The sequence below is a fragment of the Mesorhizobium sp. M0491 genome, assembly GCF_040321265.1.
GTDB lineage: Bacteria > Pseudomonadota > Alphaproteobacteria > Rhizobiales > Rhizobiaceae > Mesorhizobium.
This window is the reverse complement of record NZ_JAMYRE010000010.1, coordinates 110,823-134,101: the sequence shown is the minus strand read 5'-3', so window position 1 is coordinate 134,101 and position 23,279 is coordinate 110,823. Positions and strand designations below refer to the sequence as shown.

The window sequence follows — 23,279 nt, the reverse complement described above, 5'->3', positions numbered from 1 at the left end:
ATGGATTCAGATTTCGGCTTTTTTAGCAAGGGCGACGATCACCTTCTCAACGAGATCCTCGTCCTCCAAGTCTGACAGCAAGACGACTATATTTGACCTGAGCCCGCTCTTTATCGCGCCACCAACCCGAAACAGTCCACTCCTAACATACACCGGTTGCGCAAGTTTCAGATACAGGACCGTAGTATCCCTGACGGACTGAAACCTTATGCGCTCGACATCGCTCCATTGGATTGGCTTGTCTAACTGACGCTGATCCCACAACGTTTCTCTGGTAAGAATGAGCAATGGGAGAGAGTTCGCGGCGTCGACTATCATCCTTACCAACATTCCCGCAAAGAGAACGCTGACAAAAAGGCATCCGATCACTCCAGCTACCCACGCCATTCGGTCGAGTGAATTTCCGAGCTCCCAATTTTGGACTGCGACGAAATAGAACTTTATCGAAGAGGACAGTGCCAACAAGGCAGCGATTCCGAAGATTGGGTAATACCAACGAAAGCGGCCACCGACCTCCAATGGAAGATCAATTCTTTGTGGCGGAATGTCCTGAGTCTTCCAGAGAGTTGTGTCACCCGGAACGTCCACAAATTCCTTGGCAGTCGTCTGTCCCAACGCCTCATCCCTTCTCCGCCGTGCTGTCCAGATACTGGGTCAGCGCGCAGACCAGATGATAGAAGATGCTGGCCGGCACGTCCGATGCCAGCGAGCGGCCGCGCTCGTCGATGCGGTCGATCCACAGGCCGAGCGGCGCCGGGTCGATGTGCCAGCGAAACAGCCGGCCGACGCGCGCTTCGATTTCCGGCTTGAGATCGGGGCCGCCAGAGCCATCCAGCGCGATCGCCGCCTTCACGGCTTCGGCCTGCGGCCAACTGCGGGATATCAGGTCGAGCGGCAGGCCTTGCCTGGAGACGGCGCCATAGGCAAGCCCGGTGGCGCGGTTGAGGCCATTGGCAGTGGCCGACGCGTAAAGTTTTCGGGCAAAGCCGCTCAACTCGGCCTGGCCGCTACGCCCGGCGAAATCTACCAGCAAAGAGGCCCACTCGAAATGGTGGCCGGGCTCGGTCCATGACCCTTTCTCGCCGGCGGAGGGTTTCCATTCGGCATCGAAATACTCGCCAAGCGTCCAGCTTTCCGGATCGAAGAAATGACTGCGGAAGAGGTCGATGATACGCGCCGCGCGCCGCAGATGGGCGCGCTCGCCGGTCGCCTGGTGCCAGGCGAGAAAGGCCTCGAGCAGGTGCATATGCGGGTTGGAGCGGCGCTCGCCTTTGCCGTCCGATGTCTCAAGGAAGCCGGTCATACGGCTGTCTTCGAGATGCGCATCGAGAAAGGCGAAGGTTTCCTCGCCGAGGCGCAAGGCGTCGGGATTGCCTGACATATGCGCATGCGCCAGTGCCAGGAGCACGCAGGAATGATCGTAGGCATCCTCGGTGGCGTCGGCGACCGAACCGTCGACATTCAGCGTGCGAACCCAGCCGCCTTTGTCGGTGCGGCCCTTGCCGGCCATGAAGGCGATGCCGTGGCTGATCAACCGATCGGCCGGGCCGTCCCAGCCGCGCGCCCGGGCGACGGCGAAAGCATAGACCTGTCTTGCCATGGTGCGCATGCGCTTGGGCTTAATCAACGGCGAGGCGTCCAGGCCGAGCGCTTCGTGAAAGCCGCCATGGCGTTCGTCGACCCCCGATGTCGACCACAGCGGCAAGGTCTCCTGAAACAGCCAGTGATGCACGCGCCGGCGCCAGGCGCCGCTTTCGATGACGCGGTCATGCGCCGGCGTGAACCTGGTTTCCAGGCGACCCGATTTTTCGAGCTGCTCGACGATCTTCTTGACGTGTTGGCTGTGGCTGACCGGGGCGACGAAGGTGGCATCCGATGTCGAAACGATGGCGATATCCTTCATGCCGATCGCCGACAGCAGGCGGCCGTCGCTGCGAATGTAGGAATTCTCGCAATCGATGGCGACGACATCGCCGATGATGACATTGCCCCGGTCGTCTGCGGGGCCGACATCGAGCAGCGACTGCCACGAGCCGAGATCGTTCCAGCGGAAGCCCGCCGGCACCATGGCGATGTCTTTTGCCCGCTCCATGATGGCGTAGTCGATCGAGTTCGACGGAATGGCGGCGTAGAGTTCCAGCGGCATGTAAAGGCCCGACAGATCCGATGTCGCCGCCTTGTAGGCTGCTTCGGTGGCCTGCCAGATATCCGGCTGGAACGCTATGAAGGCGTCACGCATGGTGCTGGCGCGAAACAGGAAGATGCCGGTGTTCCAGTAGAAATTTCCGGCCTTGAGATAGCTCTGCGCAGTCGCAATATCCGGCTTTTCGACGAAGCGCGACACGTCGAAGGTGCCGCCGCTTTCGGCCGCGACCTCGATATAGCCATAGCCGGTCTCTGGTTGCGTCGGCTTGATGCCGAACACCACCAGCCTGCCGACGCGCGCAGCCTCGGTGCCGGCTTCGACGCTCTGCCAAAACTGGCGCGGGGTCGATATCTCATGGTCAGACGGCACCACCAGCACCAGGCTGTCGCCGAACTCGGACAGTGTGCGCAGCGTCGCCAGTGCGACGGCGGCGGCTGTGTTGCGCCCGGTCGGCTCGAACAGCGGACCGCCGCCGGCGAGGTCGAGACCAGCAAGATCGGCGTGAACGCGATCAGCATGGCGCTCCGCGGCGATCAGGAAGATCGGCGTTCCGCCTTCCAGCCGGGCGGTCAGCCGACGCAAGGTCTTGGCCAGCATCGAGCCGTCGCCGGACAGATCGTGGAACTGCTTGGGGTTGTCCTCGCGCGACAGCGGCCACAGCCGCGAGCCGACGCCACCGCTCATGACAAAACTGACGATCCGCTCGGTCATTCAACTACCATTCAAAAGGTCTGGTTGTAGGCGCCCACCTCGGAGCTGCGGCGCAGCACGGCGTCGACAGCCTCGAACATCTCCCGTCGACGCTGCGACGACACCGGGCTTTCGACCACCACGACCAGTTCCGGTTTGTTCGACGAGGCACGCACCAGCCCCCAGGTGCCGTCGTCGGCGACGACGCGCACGCCGTTGACGGTGATGAGGTCTGCGATCTTCTGCCCAGCGAAAACCCTTCCATCCCGCTTCATGGCCTGAAAATCGGCAACCACCCGTTCGACCACACCATACTTCACCTCGTCCGCGCAGTGCGGCGACATGGTCGGCGTGCCAAAGGTCAGCGGCAGCGCGCGATAAAGATCGGCCATCGAACTGCCCGGGCTGCGATCCAGCATCTGGCAGATGGCGATGGCGGTGACCAGGCCGTCGTCATATCCGCGCCCGATCGGCGGATTGAAAAAGAAATGACCCGACTTTTCGAAACCGGCGACAGCACCGAGTTCGGCGACGCGGCGCTTGATGTAGGAATGGCCGGTTTTCCAATAGTCAGTGACGGCGCCATTGGCGCGCAGCATTGCGTCGGTATGGAACAGGCCGGTCGATTTGACGTCGACGACGAAGGTCGAGTTGGGATGCTGGCTGGAAATATCCCTTGCCAGCATCACACCGACCTTGTCGGCAAAAATTTCATTGCCTTCATTGTCCACGACACCGCAGCGGTCGCCATCGCCGTCGAAGCCAAGGCCGATGTCGGCGCCTGATGCCAGCACCTTGTCCCGGATGGCATGCAGCATCCGCATGTCCTCGGGATTGGGATTGTAGCGCGGAAATGTATGGTCGAGCTCGACGTCGAGCGCGATGACCTCGCAGCCGATGCGCTGCAACGCTTGCGGCGCGAAGGCGCCGGCGGTGCCATTGCCGCAGGCTGCGACCACTTTCAGTTTTCGGGCGATGCGCTTGTCGCGGGTCAGATCGTCGAGATAGGTCGCGCGAAAGTCGCGGATGAAATCGTAGGAGCCGCCGCCGACAAGGTCAAAATCGCCGGACAGCACGATTGCTTTCAGCGCGCTCATCTCTTCCGGGCCGAAGGTCAGCGGCCGCGCCGCACCCATCTTGACGCCGGTCCAGCCATTTTCGTTGTGCGAAGCGGTGACCATGGCGACCGAGGGCGTATCCAAAGCGAACTGAGCGAAATACGCCATCGGCGACAACGCCAGTCCGATGTCCCTCACCCGTGCGCCTGCAGCCATCAAACCGGACACCAGGGCCAGTTTGATCGACAGCGAATAGGAGCGGAAATCATGCCCGGTGACGATATCGGGACCGGCGCCGAGACGGCGGATCAGCGTACCAAGCCCCATGCCGAGCGCCTGGACGCCGATCAGATTGAGTTCCGGTCGTTGCGCGGAGCCGGGATGGCCGAACCACCAGCGCGCATCATATTCGCGAAAGCCGGATGGCTTGATCAGCGCTTCGGTTTCGAATTCGAAACTGTTGGGCCGGGCGTCGCCAACGATGCTGAAGGACAAGACTGGAAACTCCGAATGGCCGAAATTACGAATTGTCGAGGGCTGCGGCTTAGCACACAAGGCTTTAAGCCACGTTTATTCCGGAAGGGAATCCGGGCCTTTCGGGCAATGCTCGACGAAAGCCGACGAAATGCGACAGAAGTGCCGCCGTGCCGCTTGCAGGAACCAAGTGTGGCGGCTATAAGCCCGCGGTCTGGTCACGGAGTGTAGCGCAGCCTGGTAGCGCACCTCGTTCGGGACGAGGGGGTCGCAGGTTCAAATCCTGCCACTCCGACCAGAAAAAACAAAGAGTTAGCGCATCCCGACTTCGGCGCTCCGCCTGCCCCTCAAGCGAGATTACTCGCGTCCCCCGCCAGTCGGATGGGCGAATTTCTATTCGCCGTGCCTCTGTGACCCGGCCGACAGCGATGCCCGTTGCACTGGACAGTAACCAGTCAACCGGCCGCCTGATGCCTTCATGCGTGCGCTCGCGGACAGTTTCGGGTAAACATCCCGACTGGTATGCGCGTCCCCCTCAGCGGAGGCCAAAAAAGCTCAAGATCGCTATCACGATGACCACAGCTCCAACGAGCCAAATGATATTGTTCATTATCTCTCTCCTGTTGCCTGGGAAGCCCGCGCCTCTGGCAGAGAACGCGGGCCGACCAGCCTTTGCCGACTGATCCGCAGCAGACACCAAATCGTGATCCCGGCTGCGGGAAATAAACCATCAGGCACGCCTAATGTTCCGCCGTTTGACGAGATCCAGCGATGACCAGTGAACGTTCGGGTCGATGCCGGACGACCGGAACCAAAGCGATCAGGGGCAGTTTATCCAATGAAGGGCTAATTAAGAAAATGGAGAAACTGCAATGAAAACAATGATCATGTGCGCGTTGGCGCTTTCCCTTGGACTACCCGTTGTGGCTTCGGCAGCCGAAGCCGATGTGGTTGTTAGAACCCATCATCGACATCACGAAAGCGTCAAGATCATCAACGAAGACGGTCAGCGCTTGCACCACCGCCGCCATGGTACCGTAGCGTTCTATGACCATGGGCGCCGGCATCATCACCGCGATACTGTTGTCGTGACAGGTTCCGTCTCCACCCATCGTCACCACCATCGGCACCATCCCGTTGTGATCGAAAACGACGGGTACTGATCGCAGATCTCCGGCCCGATTCTTGATGAGTCGGGCCACGAAAGGCCTTTTGGCACGCATTCCTGGGTCATGCTTTGGCGGCGCCGTCGGCAAGACCATTGCGGCCCACGACCAGACTTAGGTCCGACCCCTCCCCGACCGAAGTCCAGGGTTGGAAACGTTTGCCCCTTGCCCCAAATTCGAGTGGCGGGCAAAAAATGATCAATGAACTATGAGCAGCAGCATGTCGAACCGTGAGACCAAGAAATCCTATGCCCTGAGCATGCGCATGACAGAGATCAAAGCCAGGATGCAGGAAGCCCAGATTACCGAAGACGAGATGAAGACCTTCCAGAAGGTCGCAGCCATCATGGAGGGCGGCGAGGGCCCAATCGAGGTTGACGATCTGATTGCCGCGTCATTCCTCACCGAGACGACGCTGAACAGCCAGAAGCGTTAAGCGACCATGCCGACGATTTGCAGACTTTTTGATTCCCCCGTCGATGCGGCGCGGGTCGCCAGCGACTTGGTGGCAGCCGGAATTCCTCGCGTACAGATCGCGATCATCGGGCCTTACAATGACGAGGCGGGATCTCTTCGGGTTTCCGCTTTGGGATCGTTATTTGGCGCTGCCGCCGGCGGGTTGGTCTGCCTGAGTGCCGTTGCGGCCTATGGCATCAATCCTGTTGCTGCGGGCGTATTGCCAACAGCGGTGGCTGGCGCGGTCTGTGGCGGCGTTGCCGGTCTGTTTGGAACATTCGCCACGGCCGCCATAAAGGCGGATGATCAGGAGGTTGCCGAAGGGGTCGTTCTGGTGACGGCGCATGTCGATGAAAATGACGCCGACATCGCTCAGACAGTGCTCGGCGGTTGCCCCCCGTCGAGGTTCGTGGCCGAGGCAGCGTAGGAAAGGCCGCCCCGACGTCGCCGGAACCGGTACTCTCCGTTTGCCAGCGATTGAGCCCAACACTCGGCAGATAGCAATTCCAGTGACTGAGATGTTCCTGCGTCGGCCGCAAAGGCCGGGCCCAGTGGGAGGTTTCTTCGAGGCCACATATTTTGACGAAAAGGTCTGTCGGTCTTAGGGTCGTGAACTTGATGGAGTCAGTGAACGGCGGGCCGAGTGCGACATGAATTTGAATTCAACCACAGCCTCGCCCTTGATTCTCGTGATGACGCTGGTTCTCGTCGCTGGCTGTTCATCGCTCGGCAGAACCGTCGATCCAGCGAAATACGATTCGATGACGTGCACCGACCTCAACAGGGCGATGGGAGACGTCGCCCGTGACATCTCGCAAACGGCAATCACGCGCGGCAAGGTCGCCAACACCAATGTTCCACGCTGGCTGCTCGGCGGCTCACGCGTGAAGACCGCGGTGGCCAACCGTGAAACAGCCAGGATCGACCGGCTCAAGCAGCAACAGGATGCCATTGCCGCTGTGCGAGCACGCAAGTGCCCGAGTTCCACAAATTGAGCGGACAGCCAGTGTATCGGTGCGAAGCCTGGTTCAGGCGCTCAGGCGAAATCGCGTCACGTCGATCGCGGCGGCCATCAGCGTCTGTGTGTAAGCGTGCCGCGGATCGCTGAAGATCGCCTCGGTCGGCCCCTCCTCGACGATCTTGCCCTGTTTCATGACGATGATGTAGTCGGCCATGGCGCGCACGACCGACAGATCGTGGCTGATGAAGAGATAGGACAATTCGTGGTCCGCCTGCAGCTTGCGCAACAGTTCGACGATCTGTTTCTGCACAGAGCGATCAAGCGCCGAGGTCGGCTCATCCAATACCACCAGCCTGGGCTTCAGGATCATGGCGCGAGCAATGGCGATGCGCTGCCGCTGGCCGCCGGAGAATTCGTGCGGGTAGCGATTGCGTGCGTTGGGGTCGAGGCCGACCTCGCGCAAGGCGTCGACCGCGCGTTGATCACGCTGCTTGCCCGAGAGATCAGGCTCATGCACCAGAAGTCCTTCGGTGATGACCTGGCCGACGGTCATGCGCGGCGACAGCGAGCCGAACGGGTCCTGGAAGACGAGCTGCATCTGGCGCCGCAGCGGCCGCATCGCCTGCCTGTCGGCTTGGGAAATGTCGCGATCGCCGAAACGGATAAGCCCGTCGCTCGGCAACAGCCGCAGCAAGGCGCGGCCGAGCGTCGACTTGCCCGAGCCGGATTCACCAACGATGCCGATGGTCTGGTTGCGCTGCAGCCGGATCGAGATGTGATCGACGGCACGCAGCATCAGCGGTTCACCAGCAAGAAACCCGCCGCCAATCCTGAACGTCACTTCGACATTTCTGCCTTCAAGCAGCACCGGAGCATTGGCGGGCGGCGGCGCCTTGCTACCGGTCGGCTCGGCCGCCAGCAGCATTTTCGTGTAGGCATGCTGGGGATTGACGAAGATGGCCTCCGCCTCCCCCTCCTCGACAACCTCGCCCTGGCGCATGACATAGACCCTGTCGGCAAAGCGGCGGACGATGCCAAGATCGTGGGTGATGAAGACGATCGCCATGCCGAGCTTGCGCTGCAATTCGGCCAGAAGCATCAGGATCTGCGCCTGGATGGTCACGTCGAGCGCCGTCGTCGGCTCGTCGGCGATCAATATGTCAGGGTCGTTGGCGAGCGCCATCGCGATCATCACACGCTGGCGCTGGCCACCGGACATTTCATGCGGATAGGATTTCATCCGCCGCTCGGGATCGGGAATATGCACCAGCCGCAGCAGCTTGAGCGCCTCTTCCCGCGCGTCGGGGGCATTCAGGCCCCGGTGCCGGCGGATCGGCTCGATCAACTGATTGCCAATCGAATAGAGCGGATCGAGCGAAGTCATCGGCTCCTGAAAGATCATGCTGATCTTGCGGCCACGAACCTGGTTGAGCTCGGATTTGCTGAGCGTCAGAAGATTGCGGCCGCGATAATCGACGCTGCCTGTCGCTTCGCCATTCGATGCCAGCAGGCTCATCGCCGCCATCATCGTCTGGCTTTTGCCGGACCCGGATTCGCCAACCACGGCAACGGTCTCGCCAGATTTGACATGGATGTTGATGCCCTTGACTGCTTCGACGGCGCCGTCAAGCGTGCGGAAGCGGACACGCAGATCCTTGACGCTGAGGATCGTTTCGGAAGCAGCCATCTCGGCGATCCCCATCTTAGCGATCCCTTGGGTCAAGTGCGTCGCGCAGGCCGTCGCCGACGAAATTCAGCGCGAACAGCGTCGAGACGAGGAAGAAGGCGGGGAACAGGAGCAGCCAGTTGGCGGTGCCGATGTTCTTGGCGCCGACCGAGATCAGCACGCCCCAGCTGGTCATCGGCTCCTGTACGCCGAGCCCCAGGAATGACAGGAAACTTTCCAGGATGATGACCTGCGGCACCAGCAGCGTCATGTAGATGACCACCGGGCCGAGCAGATTGGGAATGACGTGGCGCAGCAGGATACCGCGCTGGCCGACACCCATGGCTTCCGCCGCCTGGACATATTCCTGCCGGCGGATCGACAGCGCCTGGCCGCGCACGATGCGCGCCATGTCGAGCCACAGCACGGCGCCGACCGCCAGGAACATCAGCACGAAGTTGCGGCCGAAGAACACCACCAGCATGATGACGAAGAAGATGAAGGGCAAGGAATAGAGCACGTCGACGATGCGCATCATCACCTCGTCGATTTTGCCGCCGGCAAAGCCGGCAGCGGCCCCGTAGACCACGCCGATGACCACCGCCACGACACCCGCGAGCAGGCCGATGGCCAGCGATATGCGCCCGGCCATCAGCGTGCGCGACAACAGGTCCCGGCCGGTGTTGTCGGTGCCGAACAGGAAATATTGCTGCTTGATCGAGGCGCTCATCGTCGCTTCAAGACCGTCGGGCGACTTGCTCTCGATCTTGGTGCCGTCAAAGGCATCGGAACGGTCGAGATAACGGATGTTGCGATCGTCGATCGGCCTGGTCGACTTGACGGTGACGAAGACCTGGTTGCCTTCCTGCCGCCACTCCTTGATGTCGACCCGCATGCGCTTGATCGCTTCGGTAAGCGCCGTCTCGACCATGTCGGCCTTCGGATAGGCTGACAGGCTTGGCGGCATGCGCACATAGTCGGCATAGATGGTAGTGTATTGATGTGGCACGAACCACGGCCCGAACACGCTGACGACACCGATCAGGGCAAGGTAGTACAGGCTGAACATGGCGGCGCGATTGGCCTTGAGACGCGCCCAGGCATCCCCCCAGAGTGAACGGCCGATGACGGCGGGGGCTGTGGCTGTGATGTCAGTCATAGCGCACCCTCGGATCGACGACCGCGTACATGACGTCGACGATCAGGTTGAAGACAATGGTAAAGATGGCGATCACCACCACCGTTCCCATCACCAGCGTGTAGTCACGATTGAGCGCGGCATCGACGAAATAGCGGCCAACGCCTGGAATGGAGAAGATCGTCTCGACAATGACCGAGCCGGTCAGCAATGCCGCCGCCGCCGGACCGGTGAAGGAGACGATCGGCAGGATGGCGCCGCGCAGCGCGTGCTTGACCACCACCGACCAATCGGACAGGCCGAGCGCGCGCGCCGTGCGGATGTGATGGGACCGTAAGGATTCGATCATCGAGCCACGCATCAGCCGGGCGACGATGGCGATCTGCGGCAGAGCGAGCGTCAACACCGGACCGACCTTGTTGATGAAAGCGCCATCGCCCCACCCACCGATCGGCAGCAGCCTCCAGGTCAGCCCGAACAGGAGTTGGATCACCGGCGCGATGACGAAGGTTGGGATGGTGCTGCCGGCCGTCGCCAGCGCGATCACCGTATAGTCGCCAAGCTTGTTCTGGTTAAGCGCCGCAATGGTGCCGAGCACACAACCGAGCAGCAGCGCCAGGACGAGCGCCGAGGCGCCGAGCTGAACCGATATAGGCAGGCCCTTGGCGAAGAGTTCGGTGACGGTGAAGTCCGGCATGTTGTAGCTCGGGCCGAAATTGCCGCGCAGCAGATTGCCGAGATAATGGACGAATTGCAGCCAGAGCGGGTCGTTGAGGCCGAACTGGGCTTCGAGATTGGCCTTGATCTCGGGGCTCAGCCCCCGCTCTTGGTTGAATGGGCCGCCCGGCGCGACGCGCATCAGGAAAAACGCCATGGTCACGATGACGAACAGCGTCGGGATGGCGGTCAGAAGCCGCCGTAATACGTATCGCAGCATCGGTGCCCCGCTTGATCCAGAGCAACGCGCGTCCAGCCGGACGGTTGCGCTCTAGCCTTCAAATCTTCGCACCGACATGCCGAAAATCGATTCCGGTTTCCGGACCGATGCGATGGCAAACCAGCACCGCCGCGCATGAGTTGCGCGGCGGCCCGGCTAAGGATCAGTCCTTGCTGATGAAGCGGGACGGATGGATGTCCATCACATTGTCGTCGAAGCCATGCAGCTTCGAGGAAACGATGTCGTGGAAGCTGTAGTAGAGAAGCGGAATGTTACCGACGTCATCGACAAGGATGCGCTCGGCTTCAGCGAGGTCCTTCATGCGCTCTTCCGGCTTGCCGCCGGCAGCCGCAGCCTTGTCCATGGCCGCTTCATATGCCGGGCTGACATAGCTCGAATAGTTGTTGCCGCTGGCCTTGCGGGTGATGCCGAGGAAGGTCTCCGGATCCTTGTAGTCGGCGATCCAGGCGGCACGCGCCACGTCGTAGTCGCCCTTCTGCTCGAGGAAGGAGTAGTGGGTCTTGGTGTCGGTGTTGACGAGCGAGACGTCGACGCCGAGCGGCTTCAACTGTTCCTGGATGGCGACGGCCGTGTTCTTGTGGTTTTCCGACGTGTTGTAGCGGATCTCCATCTTCAAGGGATGCTCGGGCGTATAGCCGAGTTTCTCGAGGGTCTTCTTGGCAGCGTCCTCGCGGTCGATCTGCGACATGTCGGCGTATTTGGCCGTTGCCGGCGAGTAGCCCGCGATGCCCGGAGGCACCATCGAATAGCCAGGCAGCATCGAGTTCTGCCAGACCTTCTCGGCGAGGAAGTCGCGGTCGATCGCCATCGAGATGGCGTTGCGCAGTTCGACATTGTCCCACGGCGCCTTGTCGGTCTTGATCGCATAATAATAGGTGCCGAGATAAGGTCCGACGCGGACCTGGTCGCCGAACTTGGTCTTGAGGTCAGCGAGCTGTTCGGTCGGCAGGTCGCCGTAGCTGTCGAGTTCGCCGGCCTCGAAGCGCTTCATCGCCGATGAGCGGTCTTCGGTCGGGATATAGTTGACGACGTCCATCTTGACGGTCGCGGCGTCCCAGAATTTCGGATTCTTGACCAGCTTCATGTGGTCGTTGGGAATCCACTCGGCCAGCGTATAGGCGCCGTTCGAAACGAGATTACCCGCCTTGATCCAGTCGGCGCCGAGCTTGTCGATCGAAGCCTTGTTGACCGGATAGGTGGCCTGATGGGTCAGCATCTCCAGGAAGTAAGGCGTCGGCGCCTTCAGCGTGACTTCGAGGGTATTTGCATCAATCGCTTTGACACCCATATCCTCCGGCTTGCCCTTCTTGGTGTTGACGTCCTCCGCACCCTTCACCGGGTACAGCATCGAGGCGTATTCGGCAGCGGTGGCCGGGTCTTCCAGCCGACGAAACGAATAGACGAAGTCGTCCGCCGTCACCGGGCTGCCATCCGACCAGAGGCCATCCTTGCGCAGCTTGAAGGTGTAGACAGTGCCGTCGTCGGACACTGTCCAGCTTTCGGCCGCGCCCGGAATGAGGTTCGTCTTCTGGTCATGCATGACCAGGCCCTGGAACAGGTCGCGTATGATATCGGCTTCGTAGACTGTCGAGGTCTTGTGCGGATCGACCGTCTCCGCTTCGGCGGCGCTGCCTCTGTTATAGACGGTCTCGGCGAAAGCCGGCGTGTAGAACGTGCCGGCGGCCAGCGCCATGGTCGTGGCGAGCACCGTCGCCTTCAGCATGTTTTTCAGCATGAAGTTCTCCCTGTCGGCGCTGCCGTTGGCGCGCCTATTAAGTGTTGACGCCCTGGAGCCGATATCTGACCCCTTTGAGCGCGCCGCTGGTTCCCGTCCTGCGGCTCGTGCCCAGACACTAACGCGGAGAATTTTTATTTCAACAGACTCTCTGGGTCACCCAAAGTAAGGCGGACGAAAGCTATGGCGTGGCCGCTGAAACACCAGCCGAAACCAGAAGCTTGACTTGGTTTCTTCACCTCGACGCCATTTTTCACCGCGAATCGGAGCCACGCCAGTTTGCCGGAATGTCTTAATGCGTTCTTAAGCAACCACAGGTTACATTACGATTGCCTTCTATACAGTTCGATCTCAGACGCGTGGCGGCTATGAGCAACGGAGCAAGTAAATTGCCCAAAGTCTTTCATTTGGTGCGAAAATTTCAAGAAGAACGTGGAACTTCAGCGGTTGAATTTGCCTTACTCTCGCCGATCTTCATTCTTCTTCTACTCGGAATGGTTGCATACGGTATATATTTCGGCGCCGCCAACTCGATCCAGCAGATCGCAGCGGATGCGGCCCGCACGGCCATTGCCGGGCTGAACCAGACCGAGCGCCAGACGCTCGTGGCCAGCTTCGTCACCAACAATGCCGGCGGATATCCCTTCGTGGATGTCAGCAAGTTGACCTACCAGGCCAACGACAGCGCGGCCGATGGAAGCCAGTTCGTGGTGGCCATCCAGTACGATGCCCGCAACCTGCCGATCTGGAACCTTTTCCCGGGCATAGCCATGCCCGGGACCACCATCAAGCGCCAGTCAACGATTAGGGTCGGGGGCATTTAAATGCTGCTGCATGCGTGCAATGGGATCGGTCGGCTTGCCCGGTTGATGCTGGGTGACAGGAAAGCGAACTTCACCGTCATGGCGGCATTGAGCGCGCCGGTGGCGCTGGCGCTGGCCGCGGTGGCCATCGACGAAGCCTCGATCTACACCGAGCGCCGCGAAGCACAGGCAATGGTGGATCTGGCGGCGATCACCGCCGCCTCGAACATGACCAAAGTCAACACCGCGGTTGTCACCACGCTGACCGACAACGGCATGCCAGGGGTTGTCGTTCAAAGCTCGGGACAGACGATCGAGCCGGCGGCCGGCAAAACCGTCGTGACGGTCACACCCGGGCGATATGTGGCATCCGGCGCCAATGTGGGCCAGCGTTTCCAGGCCAGCGTAACACCCTACAATGCCGTCCGTGTCACCCTGAAGAAGATCCCGGCCCGCTATTTCGCGAGTTCGCTGATCCCCACTCCCGTCATCGGCACCCAAGCCATCGCCAGCATGACGCCGCAGGCGACGTTCTCGGTCGGATCGAGGCTCGCCAGCCTCGATGGCGGTATCCTCAACGCGCTTCTCGGCGGACTTCTCGGCAGCAACATCTCGCTCAGCGTCATGGACTACAACGCGCTGCTCTCTGCGGATGTGAGCGTGCTCTCCTTCGTCGACGGCCTTGCCACACAGTTGAACCTGACCGGCGTATCGTATACGGATGTGCTGGCATCGAAGGCGACCGTCGGCCAAATCGCCACGGCCATGGCCAATGTGCCGGGGCTTGGCAACACGGCCAAGGTCGCCCTGCAGACGATCGCTTCCAAGTCGACCAGCACGGTCAAGATCCCGCTCAGTCATCTGGTCGATCTCGGCTCCGTCGGCAAGTTGGGCCTCGGCCAAAAGCCGGCCGGCCTTGGCGTCGATGCCAGTGCGATGGGCATGCTGACCGCCGCCGCCGGACTGGCAAACGGTTCGAAGCAGGTCGACGTCGCGCTCGGCGCCGCCATTCCGGGGGTGCTGTCGACCACGCTCGCCATCGCTATCGGCGAACCGCCGCAATCCTCGCCATGGCTGGCGGTTGGCGAGGTCGGCGCCATTGTGCGGACGGCGCAGACCCGCATCAAGCTAATAGTGAAGATCGGGGGCGGCAACAAAAATGTCGGAGGCGGTATCACCTTGGTATCGGTCAGTTTGCCCCTGCATGTCGAAGTCGCCTATGCCGAGGCCAAGCTCATGGACATAAGTTGTCCAACAGGCCCTGACAGTATCAAGGTCACCGTTGCTACACGTCCCGGTATCGTCGAAGGACATCTCGGTGACAGCAGCAGCGCCGGCTTTGCCGATTTCACCAATAAGGAGACGTTTTCCAACACCGAAATCGCGGCCGTGAAACTTCTGCTCATCCCCGTGGTGTCCGTAGTGGGCTCGGCGGCGTTTAACATGGCCAATAACCCCGCGACGACGCTGACTTTCAACAAGGCCGACATCGATGCCAAGACGATAAGGACCGCTTACACGCAAAACTTTACCCAATCGTTGACTACGTCGCTGGTCAGCGGCCTGTCGCTGACGGCGAATTTACTCGGCCTGCCGCTGAATCTGGACGCCCTTCTGGGATTTGTGAAGCCGCCGGTGGTGGCACTTCTGAACAGCGTGGCAGCCCCGATCGATACCTTGCTTGCCAACCTGCTTGGAGCCCTTGGCGTGCGTCTCGGCGAGGCGGATGTCCGGGTCACCGGTGCGACTTGTGGACGCTCCGTGCTGGTGCAGTAGAGCAGTCGAGGCATCAGTCGAGCCTACCGAGGAAGCATCCAAGTCCCGGCAGCAAAAGCTCGACCTCCCTGGTTAGCGAGGCATCGCCGTCAAGTTCCGTAACCACTCCGATGTCCCCCGGCAACGGCCAATTGGCCGATCCCCCGCCGAAATTGAAGACACAGAGCAGTCTTTCGCCGCCGCCCTCGCGGATGAAAGCCAGCACGTCACCCTCGGCGTCGAGAAAGCGGATCGAGCCTGATACCAGCGCCTCATGCTTCCCGCGCAAGGCCAGCGTGGTCCGATAGGACTTCAGCACCGAGGCCGTGTCGGCATTCTGGACGTCGACCGCGCGGGCGCGATGGCTGGCCGGTATCGGCAGCCACGGCCTGGCCGTGGAGAAGCCTGCATTGTCGGCGCCGGCCTCCCAGACCATTGGCGTGCGACACCCATCCCTGCCCTTGACGCCTGGCCAGAAGCGGATGCCGACGGGATCGCGCAGATCCTCATAGGCCAGCTCCGCCTCCTCCAGGCCCAACTCCTCGCCCTCATAGAGGCAGATCGAGCCGCGCAGGCAGGCGAGCAGCATGATCGAGAATCTTGCGACCGCATCGGGATCGCTGTCCGGCCTTGTCCAGCGGCTGACATGGCGCACCACATCATGGTTGGAGAACGCCCAACAGACCCAGCCGTCGGAGACGGCCGCTTCGAAGGCTTCGACGCAGCCGCGCACATGCGCGGCCGAGAACTGCGGACCGAGCAGGTCGAAGGTGTAACACATATGCAGCTTGTCGCCGCCTGAGGTGTAAGCGGCGAGCGTCTGCAGCGAGCGGCCTTCATCGCCGATTTCGCCAACCGCGGCGCGGTCGGCGTATTCGTCGAGCAGCGCCCTGAAGCGGCGCAGGAACGCCAGGTTTTCCGGCTGCGTCTTGTCGAACAGATGCTCCTGGTAGAGGTAGGTGTTGGTCTCGCCGTTGGTGCCGGCGACGCTCGACGCCAGCGGCGGATTGCTGCGCAGCCAGCGGTCGTGGACATAGTAATTGACCGTATCGAGCCGAAAACCGTCGACGCCGCGCTCCAGCCAGAAGCGCACCGTGTCGAGAAGCGCGTCCTGGACATCCGGATTGTGGAAATTCAGATCGGGCTGCGAGGCAAGGAAATTGTGCATGTAATACTGCCGGCGGGTCGAATCCCATTCCCAGGCTGGGCCACCGAAGACGGAGAGCCAGTTGTTGGGCGCGCCGCCATCGGGCTTGGTATCGGCCCAAATGTACCAGTCGGCCTTGGGATTATCGCGGCTGGCGCGGCTTTCGGCAAACCAGTCGTGCTTGTCGGACGAATGCGACAGCACCTGGTCGATGACGATCTTCAGGCCGAGACGATGCGCCTCGGCGACCAGCGCATCGAAGTCCTCAAGCGTGCCGAACATCGGATCGACATCGCAGTAATCCGACACGTCGTAGCCCATATCGGCCATCGGCGACTTGAAGAAAGGCGACAGCCAGATTGCGTCGACACCAAGCGAGGCGACATGAGCGAGCCTCGACGTAATGCCGGCGAGATCGCCGCTGCCGTTGCCGGTCGTGTCCTGAAAGGAGCGCGGATAGACCTGGTAGATGACGCAGCCGCGCCACCATCCGGTCCTGTCACCTGCCGCCATTGCGCTTCTCCCCTGTGCCGGCTTGCGCTCGTTCGATCATGAAGATCACCGCCCGTCCCGATATCGGTCGCGAGCTGTCCGCCGCATCCGGCGCTTTGATGGCTGGAGCCCAGAAGAATCCGTCTCGCTCAGGCAAGGTGAACATGCAGGCCCGGCGATCGCCGTTGATGATGACGGCAAGGCGGCTGACGCCACCCAGGATCACGACGAGGCGGTACCGCTGCGGGTCCTGCCAGCACTGTTCATTGAGCGGCGCGCCTGTCTCGGTCAGCCATGCGACGTCTGGCATCCCCGAACCTGCCTGCGGCTGGCCAGTTAGGAAGTTTGTATCGAAGAGCGCCGGCATCGACCGGCGCAGCCTCGAGAGTTCCGCCGTGTAGCGCTCCAGCGCCTGGTCACGGCCGGCCCAGACGAGCCAGGTGATCTCGTTGTCCTGCGCATAGGCGTTGTTGTTGCCCTGCTGGGTGCGGCCGAATTCGTCGCCCGCGGTCAGCATGATGGTGCCGCGTGAGGCAAACAGCGTGGCGAGCAGCGCGCGCTGATCGTTCAGGCGAGCAGTTGGTACGGCCGGATCGTCCGCATCCCCTTCGACGCCGTTGTTCCAGGACAGGTTTTCATTGTGGCCGTCGCGGTTCTGCTCGCCATTGGCTTCGTTGTGCTTGCGCTCGTAGCGCACGATATCGGCGAGCGTCATGCCGTCATGGGCGGCGATGAAATTGACGGTCCGACTGGCATTTTGCCTGTTCGTTGCGAACACATCGGACGAACCGGCAAGCCGGGTCGCCAGCGCACCGACCATGCCGGCGTCGCCGCGCCAGAAGCGTCTGACATCGTCGCGATACTTGTCGTTCCATTCGAGGAAGGGCGGCGGGAAATTACCGAGCTGATAGCCGTCGGAACCGATGTCCCACGGCTCGGCGATCAACACCCGATCGGCCAGCAGCGGGTCGTCGCGCATCGCTCTCAGCAACGGCGCCTCGGCATCGAATGTTCCTTCAACCCTGCCCAGAATGGGCGCCAGGTCGAAGCGGAAGCCGTCGACGCCGGCATCCCTGACGAAATGGCGAAGCGTGTCGAGGACCATCTCCTGGACGACAGGATGGTCGCAGGCGACCGTGTTGCCGGTGCCGGTATCGTTGGCCAGCCCGCCGTCTGATGAGTGCCGGTAGTAGGCCTGGTTGTCCAGACCGCGCAGCGACAACGTCGGGCCAAGCCAGTCGCTCTCGCCGGTGTGGTTGAAGACGAGGTCGAGGATGACGCCGATGCCAGCCTCGCGCAGCACGGCGACCGTGTTTCGCAACTCCATGACGCCGCCCGGCGCCAAACGCGGATCGAGGGCCATGAAAGTCACGGGATTGTAGCCCCAGGCATTGCGCAGCCCGAGCGGCGGCAAATGTCGCTCGTCCATCGACGCGGTCACCGGCATCAGCTCGACCGCGCCAACCCCCAGTTTTTTCAGATGCTCGATAACCGCCGGGTGAGCAAGTGCGGCGACTGTTCCGCGCAATTCTTCGGGAATGTCCGGATGCAGCATGGTGAAGGCGCGCACCGGCACTTCGTAAATAAGGCCGCCCGGCTGGAATAGCGGCGGGGCAGCCTGCACCGGCTTCGGCAGCGCAGCGGCAATCGCCTTCGGCATCAGCGGTGCGGTATCAGCGCCCTCGCCCCGGCGCTGGGCCAGCCGCCAGTCATAGACATAGGACCTGTCGATCTCGACGGCATAAGGATCGGTCAGGAGCTTGGCGGGATCGAACCACAGTCCGCGTTCCGGCGCGTAGTCGCCATCGGCGCGAAAGCCGTAGCGGATGCCCTGGCCAAGGCCCGCAACGAACAGCGCATGGACGCCCTCACCTTCCGGCTGCAGTTCGAGCCGTTCGATCTCCCGGTTGCCCTGCTCGTCGAAAATCGAGACCCAAAGCCGACGGGCGGCCTGCGACCAGGCGGCAAAGCGGATGCCTTCGCGGGTGACGGTGGCGCCGAGCTGGGTCACTGGAAAATACCGCCAAGGTTAGCGCGCTGCACCCCCCTCTGCCCTGCCGGGCATCTCCCCCTCAAGGGGGGAGATCGGACCGTCGCATCGCTTTCGCCAACGGCCAACGCAGCATGAGGAACGAGGCGCTGAAACTGCCGATCTCCCCCCTTGAGGGGGAGATGGCCGGGAGGCCAGAGGGGGGTACAGCGCCATACGCCCGTCATTATCTAACCTGGCGCTCTGCGAGAGCTATGGGCGCGTGCAGCGCCACCCTCAAGTAATCACACTTGGCTCGGCGCGGCCGGTATGGCTGTGAATCCCGGCAATATCATCGGCCGCGGCTATCAGATCGGCAAGGGCGGCCTGGGTGTCGAGGTCGTGCCTCGACTTGTCCGACTCGTAGCGCTCGATATAGACGCGCAGCGTCGCGCCTGACGTGCCGGTGCCGGACAGCCGAAAGACCACCCGCGAACCGCCTTCGAACAGAACCCTGATGCCCTGATGCTCGCTGGTCGAACCATCGACCGGATCGTGATAGGCAAAGTCGTCGGCGCTGGCGATTGTCATGCCGCGCACGCTGGCACCCGGCAACGCGCCGAGCTTGGCGCGCAGTTCGTCGACCAATGCGTTGGCGCGGTCGCTCTCAACCTCTTCATAATCATGCCGCGAATAGTAGTTGCGACCGTAGGTCGCCCAGTGCTCGGCGACGATCTGCTTGCAGCTTTCGCCCCGCGCGGCAAGGATGTTGAGCCACAAAAGCACCGCCCAAAGGCCGTCCTTTTCGCGGACGTGGTTGGAACCGGTGCCGGCACTTTCCTCGCCGCAGATCGTCGCCATGTCGGCGTCGAGCAGATTGCCGAAGAACTTCCAGCCTGTCGGCGTCTCATAGAGGGCGATGCCGAGTTTTTCGGCGACGCGGTCGGCAGCGCCACTGGTCGGCATCGAGCGGGCGATGCCCTTCAGCCCGCCCTTGTAGCCGGGCGCCAGGCGGGCGTTGGCGGCAAGCATGGCAACCGAGTCCGACGGGGTGACGAAAATGCCCTTGCCGATGATCAGATTGCGGTCGCCGTCGCCATCCGAGGCAGCGCCGAAATCCGGCGCGTCTGGTCCCATCATCTCGTCATAGAGGTGCTTGGCATGGACGAGGTTCGGGTCCGGGTGATGGCCGCCGAAATCCGGCAGCGGCTTGAAATTGCGGCAGGTGCCGATGGGCGCGCCGAGCCGGTTTTCCAGGATCTCCTTGGCGTAGGGGCCGGTCACCGCGTGCATGGCGTCGAAGCGCATGCGGAAGCCGGATTTGAACAGTTTGCGCAAGGCATCGAAATCGAACAGGCTTTCCATCAGTTCGGCATAGTCGGCGACCGGGTCGATGATCTCGACCGTCATGCCGGCGGCCTTGACCGTGCCTGTTGTGTCGATGTCGATCGGATCGATGTCGGCGATCTTGAAGCTCGAAATCGCCCTGGTCTTTTCGAAGATCACGTCGGTCAGCTTTTCCGGCGCCGGGCCGCCATTGCCGGCATTGTACTTGATGCCGAAATCCTCATGCGGACCGCCCGGATTGTGGCTGGCCGACAGGATGATGCCGCCAAAGGTCTTGTATTTGCGGATGACATGCGAGGCGGCCGGCGTCGACAGGATACCGCCCTGCCCGACCATCACCTTGCCGAAGCCGTTGGCGGCTGCCATGGCGATGGCCTTCTGGATGACCTCGCGGTTGTAGAAGCGGCCATCGCCGCCGATCACCAGGGTCTTGCCCTTGAAACCGTCGAGCGCGTCGAAGATCGACTGGATGAAATTCTCGGCATAGTGCTCCTGCTGAAAGACAGGCACCTTCTTGCGCAGGCCCGACGTGCCGGGCTTCTGGTCGGAATAAGGCTTGGTGGGGACGGTGCGTATCATGCTTCAGGCAACCCTTTTCGAAAGCAGAGAGCGATAGAGTTCGACATATTTTTCCGCGCTCTTGTCCCATGACACATCGGCCTTCATGCCCTGGCGCTGCAACGATTCCCAGACCGCCGGACTGGCATGTGCGTCGACGAGGCGGCGGATGGCGTGCAGCAAGGCACCGCCATTGTTGGGCGCGAACTGGAAGCCGGTGGCGACGCCGGCCGAAACGGCAGCCTCATTGGCGTCGATTACCGTGTCGGCAAGGCCGCCGGTGCGGGCAACCACGGGTACGCAGCCATAGCGCAGGCCGTAAAGCTGCGTCAGCCCGCACGGTTCGAAGCGCGAGGGAATGACGATGGCGTCGCAGCCGCCTTGCATGATGTGCGACAGCCCCTCGTCGTAGCCGACGACGACCCCAATGCGGCCGCGATGCCGGGCGGCGGCGGCGAGCAGCGCGCCTTCGAGGCCGGCATCGCCCGAGCCGAGGATGGCCAGGCGCGCGCCGGTCGCAACAATGCCGTCGACCGCTGTCGCCAAGGTATCCATGCCCTTTTGCCAGGTCAGGCGGCTGACGACGCAGACGATCGGGCTGTCGTCGCGCTCAAGGCTGAAGCGGTCTTCCACGGCAACCCTGTTGGGCGCGCGCGCCTTCAGCGTGCTAGCCGTATAGGTGGACACCAGGTGCTTGTCGGTTTCCGGATCCCAGATGTCGGTGTCGATGCCGTTGACTATGCCATAGAGATCGCTGGAGCGCATGTTGATGAGGCCGTCGAGGCCCATGCCGAATTCCGCCGAGCGGATCTCCTGCGCGTAGGTCGGACTGACCGTGGTGATCGCCCAGGCGGCCTGCAGGCCGGCCTTGAGGAAGCCGACACCGCCATAATATTCGACGCCGTCGAGCGCCATCGCCGCTGCCGGCAGGCCGAGTTCGCCAAAGATGGCGGCGCCGAACTGGCCCTGGAAAGCGAGGTTGTGGACAGTCATCATCGATGGCACGCCGACCGCCTTGCCGTAGCGCATATAGGCCAGGGTCATCGCCGACTGCCAGTCATGGGCATGGACGATGTCGGGTTGGTAGCCAGAGATGGCGCCACCGGCGATGTCGCCGCCGACCTGGCTCAACGCCGCGAAACGCCGCCAATTGTCTGGCCAGTCCACGCCGGTGGCGTTGCCGTAGGGACCGCCGGGACGGTCGAACAGATGCGGCGCATCGAGCACGAACAGTTCGAGCCCGGCGAGTTGGACTGAATGGACGGAGGCCTTGCCGCCCTGCAGCAAGGGATATTGCAGAACCGCCCGCTTCTTCTTGAAGGCGGCCATGACGGTCGGAAACCCTGGGATGAGCGTGCGCACGGTCACGCCCTTGCCCGCCAAGGCAATGGGCAGCGCGCCGGTCACGTCGGCAAGCCCTCCGGTCTTGATCAGCGGAAAGATCTCGGGCGTGACCGACAGAACCTGCATGCGTTAGAGCCCTAACTTGTCGATCATGTCCTGGGTGACCAGGCAGATGCCTTTCTCCGAGACCCGAAAGCGCTTGGCATCGAGGACGGGATCTTCGCCGACCACCAGGCCTTCCGGTATCCTAACACCATGGTCGATGACCACGCGCTTCAACTTTGCGTTCCGGCCGACATGAACGTCGGGCAGCATGACGACTTCTTCCAGCGTCGAAAAGGAATTGATGCGCGCGCCGGTGAAGATCAGGCTTCTTTTGAGCGACGCACCGGAGACGATGCAGTCGCCCGAGACAAGCGAGGACACGGCCGAACCGCGGCGGCCATCCTCGTCATGCACGAACTTTGCCGGCGGCTTCAATTCGGCATAGGTCCAGATCGGCCAGTCGCGGTCGTAGAGGTCGAGTTCAGGCGTGATGTCGGTCAGGTCGATATTGGCTTCCCAATAGGCGTCGACCGTTCCGACGTCGCGCCAGTAGGCCTCGTTCTCGGCGGTCGAGCGGACGCAGGATTTGGCGAAGCGATGCGCTATCGCCTTACCGTGCTGGACGATATAGGGGATGATGTCCTTGCCGAAGTCGCGACTTGAGCCCGGCTCGGCCGCATCGCGGCGCAATTGCTCCATCAGGAATTTGGTCTTGAACACGTAGATGCCCATCGAAGCCAGCGCGAATTCCGGCTTATCGGGAATGCCGGGCGGATCGGCGGGTTTTTCGACAAAGGCGATGATGTTGTCCTTGGCATCGACATGCATGACGCCGAAGCCGGTGGCTTCCATGCGCGGCACTTCGAGGCAGCCGACGGTGACATCGGCATTGGCGTCGACGTGCTGGCGAAGCATCATCTCGTAGTCCATCTTGTAGATGTGGTCGCCGGCCAAGATCACCATGTATTCGGGCCCGTAGGCCTCGATGATGTCGATGTTCTGATAAACGGCGTCGGCGGTGCCTTCATACCACTGCGTTTCCGAGACGCGCTGGCTGGCCGGCAGGATGTCGAAACTCTCGTTTCGCTCGGGCCGCAGGAAGTTCCAGCCGCGCTGCAGATGACGGATCAGCGAATGCGCCTTGTACTGGGTGGCAACGCCAAGGCGGCGAATGCCGGAATTCAGAGCATTGGAGAGCGCGAAGTCGATAATGCGCGTCTTGCCGCCGAAATATACGGCCGGCTTGGCACGCCGGTCGGTCAGTTCCCTGAGGCGGCTCCCACGGCCGCCGGCCAATACATAGGCCATGGCATCGCGCGCCAGCGGCTGGGTCCGTTTCAAGTCTGCCATTTCTACCCTCCCAAGTTACTC

The 23,279-nt window shown here is 61.9% G+C and carries 18 protein-coding genes and 1 tRNA gene; 6 read left to right on the top strand and 13 right to left on the bottom strand.

The window, feature by feature from the left end; translation table 11 throughout:
* Positions 1 to 6: 6 nt before the first annotated feature.
* The 3 genes from NKI69_RS15085 to NKI69_RS15075 are packed head-to-tail and all read right to left on the bottom strand — an operon-like array spanning position 7 to position 4,389.
* Positions 7 to 615 (bottom strand): STM3941 family protein, encoded by a 609-nt coding sequence (locus NKI69_RS15085; RefSeq protein WP_128302967.1) that lies wholly within the window; start codon positions 613 to 615, stop codon positions 7 to 9.
* 4 nt (positions 616 to 619) lie between these two features.
* Positions 620 to 2,857, bottom strand: a complete 2,238-nt coding sequence (locus NKI69_RS15080; protein ID WP_352721819.1) for a mannose-1-phosphate guanylyltransferase/mannose-6-phosphate isomerase — start codon at positions 2,855 to 2,857, stop codon at positions 620 to 622.
* 11 nt (positions 2,858 to 2,868) lie between these two features.
* Positions 2,869 to 4,389 carry a phosphomannomutase/phosphoglucomutase gene (locus tag NKI69_RS15075; protein WP_023812760.1) on the bottom strand — a complete coding sequence of 507 codons (1,521 nt, stop codon included), beginning with the start codon at positions 4,387 to 4,389 and terminating at the stop codon, positions 2,869 to 2,871.
* 200 nt (positions 4,390 to 4,589) lie between these two features.
* Between NKI69_RS15075 and NKI69_RS15070 the strand changes: the two genes are divergently transcribed.
* Positions 4,590 to 4,666, top strand: a tRNA-Pro gene (locus NKI69_RS15070).
* Positions 4,667 to 5,282: 616 nt separating this feature from the next.
* On the opposite strand, the gene NKI69_RS15065 is transcribed toward NKI69_RS15070, so the two are convergent.
* On the bottom strand, positions 5,283 to 5,570 hold the full coding sequence (locus NKI69_RS15065; RefSeq protein WP_352721817.1) for a hypothetical protein: 288 nt from the start codon (positions 5,568 to 5,570) through the stop codon (positions 5,283 to 5,285).
* 184 nt (positions 5,571 to 5,754) lie between these two features.
* Between NKI69_RS15065 and NKI69_RS15060 the strand changes: the two genes are divergently transcribed.
* The 3 genes from NKI69_RS15060 (at position 5,755) to NKI69_RS15050 (ending at position 6,985) form a co-directional block, all read left to right on the top strand.
* Positions 5,755 to 5,970 carry a hypothetical protein gene (locus tag NKI69_RS15060; RefSeq protein WP_127295641.1) on the top strand — a complete coding sequence of 72 codons (216 nt, stop codon included), beginning with the start codon at positions 5,755 to 5,757 and terminating at the stop codon, positions 5,968 to 5,970.
* A gap of 6 nt (positions 5,971 to 5,976) precedes the next feature.
* Entirely contained in the window at positions 5,977 to 6,417 is a 441-nt protein-coding gene (locus NKI69_RS15055; RefSeq protein WP_023808494.1) for a hypothetical protein, read from the top strand.
* A gap of 223 nt (positions 6,418 to 6,640) precedes the next feature.
* Positions 6,641 to 6,985 (top strand): hypothetical protein, encoded by a 345-nt coding sequence (locus NKI69_RS15050; protein WP_023808495.1) that lies wholly within the window; start codon positions 6,641 to 6,643, stop codon positions 6,983 to 6,985.
* A 33-nt stretch (positions 6,986 to 7,018) separates the two neighbouring features.
* Here the strand turns inward: NKI69_RS15050 and NKI69_RS15045 are convergent, their stop codons facing one another.
* The 4 genes from NKI69_RS15045 to NKI69_RS15030 all read right to left on the bottom strand — a co-directional run bounded on the left by NKI69_RS15045 (position 7,019) and on the right by NKI69_RS15030 (position 12,448).
* Positions 7,019 to 8,638: an ABC transporter ATP-binding protein gene (locus tag NKI69_RS15045; protein ID WP_352721814.1), complete on the bottom strand. Its 1,620-nt coding sequence runs from the start codon at positions 8,636 to 8,638 to the stop codon at positions 7,019 to 7,021.
* A 16-nt stretch (positions 8,639 to 8,654) separates the two neighbouring features.
* The gene (locus tag NKI69_RS15040; RefSeq protein ID WP_352721812.1) at positions 8,655 to 9,776 is read right to left on the bottom strand and encodes an ABC transporter permease; all 1,122 of its coding nucleotides are present in this window, start codon (positions 9,774 to 9,776) and stop codon (positions 8,655 to 8,657) included.
* The gene (locus NKI69_RS15035; protein WP_027035849.1) at positions 9,769 to 10,692 is read right to left on the bottom strand and encodes an ABC transporter permease subunit; all 924 of its coding nucleotides are present in this window, start codon (positions 10,690 to 10,692) and stop codon (positions 9,769 to 9,771) included. The genes NKI69_RS15040 and NKI69_RS15035 overlap by 8 nt, the downstream gene beginning before the upstream one ends.
* Before the next feature lie 163 nt (positions 10,693 to 10,855).
* Positions 10,856 to 12,448, bottom strand: coding sequence for a peptide ABC transporter substrate-binding protein (locus NKI69_RS15030; RefSeq protein WP_023808499.1), 1,593 nt, complete (start codon positions 12,446 to 12,448; stop codon positions 10,856 to 10,858).
* Positions 12,449 to 12,816: 368 nt separating this feature from the next.
* On the opposite strand from NKI69_RS15030, the gene NKI69_RS15025 reads away from it, so the two are divergent.
* Together NKI69_RS15025 and NKI69_RS15020 are read left to right on the top strand one after the other, a co-directional pair.
* Entirely contained in the window at positions 12,817 to 13,272 is a 456-nt protein-coding gene (locus tag NKI69_RS15025) for a TadE/TadG family type IV pilus assembly protein (RefSeq protein WP_196815282.1), read from the top strand.
* Positions 13,273 to 15,027 carry a TadG family pilus assembly protein gene (locus NKI69_RS15020; RefSeq protein WP_023808501.1) on the top strand — a complete coding sequence of 585 codons (1,755 nt, stop codon included), beginning with the start codon at positions 13,273 to 13,275 and terminating at the stop codon, positions 15,025 to 15,027.
* A gap of 13 nt (positions 15,028 to 15,040) precedes the next feature.
* On the opposite strand, the gene bglA is transcribed toward NKI69_RS15020, so the two are convergent.
* From bglA to glgC, 5 genes are all read right to left on the bottom strand, one after another.
* Complete coding sequence (gene bglA, locus NKI69_RS15015; protein ID WP_352721809.1) at positions 15,041 to 16,666, bottom strand: beta-galactosidase BglA; 1,626 nt, start codon at positions 16,664 to 16,666, stop codon at positions 15,041 to 15,043.
* Positions 16,653 to 18,656 carry a glycogen debranching protein GlgX gene (glgX, locus tag NKI69_RS15010; RefSeq protein WP_352721807.1) on the bottom strand — a complete coding sequence of 668 codons (2,004 nt, stop codon included), beginning with the start codon at positions 18,654 to 18,656 and terminating at the stop codon, positions 16,653 to 16,655. The genes bglA and glgX overlap by 14 nt, the downstream gene beginning before the upstream one ends.
* Positions 18,657 to 18,911: 255 nt before the next feature.
* Positions 18,912 to 20,540: an alpha-D-glucose phosphate-specific phosphoglucomutase gene (locus NKI69_RS15005; RefSeq protein ID WP_128302924.1), complete on the bottom strand. Its 1,629-nt coding sequence runs from the start codon at positions 20,538 to 20,540 to the stop codon at positions 18,912 to 18,914.
* A gap of 3 nt (positions 20,541 to 20,543) precedes the next feature.
* Positions 20,544 to 21,989 carry a glycogen synthase GlgA gene (gene glgA / locus NKI69_RS15000; RefSeq protein WP_128302923.1) on the bottom strand — a complete coding sequence of 482 codons (1,446 nt, stop codon included), beginning with the start codon at positions 21,987 to 21,989 and terminating at the stop codon, positions 20,544 to 20,546.
* Between the two features lie 3 nt (positions 21,990 to 21,992).
* A complete protein-coding gene (gene glgC / locus NKI69_RS14995; RefSeq protein WP_023808506.1) occupies positions 21,993 to 23,258 on the bottom strand; it encodes a glucose-1-phosphate adenylyltransferase in 1,266 nt (421 codons plus the stop codon).
* Positions 23,259 to 23,279 lie beyond the last annotated feature (21 nt).

Excerpts from the sequence above, each read along its gene's own strand:
- NKI69_RS15050 (WP_023808495.1), top strand. The coding sequence starts at position 6,641 with ATGAATTTGAATTCAACCACAGCCTCGCCCTTGATTCTCGTGATGACG.
- glgA (WP_128302923.1), bottom strand. The coding sequence starts at position 21,989 with ATGCAGGTTCTGTCGGTCACGCCCGAGATCTTTCCGCTGATCAAGACC.
- NKI69_RS15035 (WP_027035849.1), bottom strand. The coding sequence starts at position 10,692 with ATGCTGCGATACGTATTACGGCGGCTTCTGACCGCCATCCCGACGCTG.
- NKI69_RS15005 (WP_128302924.1), bottom strand. The coding sequence starts at position 20,540 with ATGATACGCACCGTCCCCACCAAGCCTTATTCCGACCAGAAGCCCGGC.
- NKI69_RS15080 (WP_352721819.1), bottom strand. The coding sequence starts at position 2,857 with ATGACCGAGCGGATCGTCAGTTTTGTCATGAGCGGTGGCGTCGGCTCG.
- glgC (WP_023808506.1), bottom strand. The coding sequence starts at position 23,258 with ATGGCAGACTTGAAACGGACCCAGCCGCTGGCGCGCGATGCCATGGCC.
- NKI69_RS15025 (WP_196815282.1), top strand. The coding sequence starts at position 12,817 with ATGAGCAACGGAGCAAGTAAATTGCCCAAAGTCTTTCATTTGGTGCGA.
- bglA (WP_352721809.1), bottom strand. The coding sequence starts at position 16,666 with ATGGCGGCAGGTGACAGGACCGGATGGTGGCGCGGCTGCGTCATCTAC.
- NKI69_RS15040 (WP_352721812.1), bottom strand. The coding sequence starts at position 9,776 with ATGACTGACATCACAGCCACAGCCCCCGCCGTCATCGGCCGTTCACTC.
- NKI69_RS15055 (WP_023808494.1), top strand. The coding sequence starts at position 5,977 with ATGCCGACGATTTGCAGACTTTTTGATTCCCCCGTCGATGCGGCGCGG.
- NKI69_RS15060 (WP_127295641.1), top strand. The coding sequence starts at position 5,755 with ATGTCGAACCGTGAGACCAAGAAATCCTATGCCCTGAGCATGCGCATG.
- NKI69_RS15020 (WP_023808501.1), top strand. The coding sequence starts at position 13,273 with ATGCTGCTGCATGCGTGCAATGGGATCGGTCGGCTTGCCCGGTTGATG.
- NKI69_RS15045 (WP_352721814.1), bottom strand. The coding sequence starts at position 8,638 with ATGGCTGCTTCCGAAACGATCCTCAGCGTCAAGGATCTGCGTGTCCGC.
- NKI69_RS15030 (WP_023808499.1), bottom strand. The coding sequence starts at position 12,448 with ATGCTGAAAAACATGCTGAAGGCGACGGTGCTCGCCACGACCATGGCG.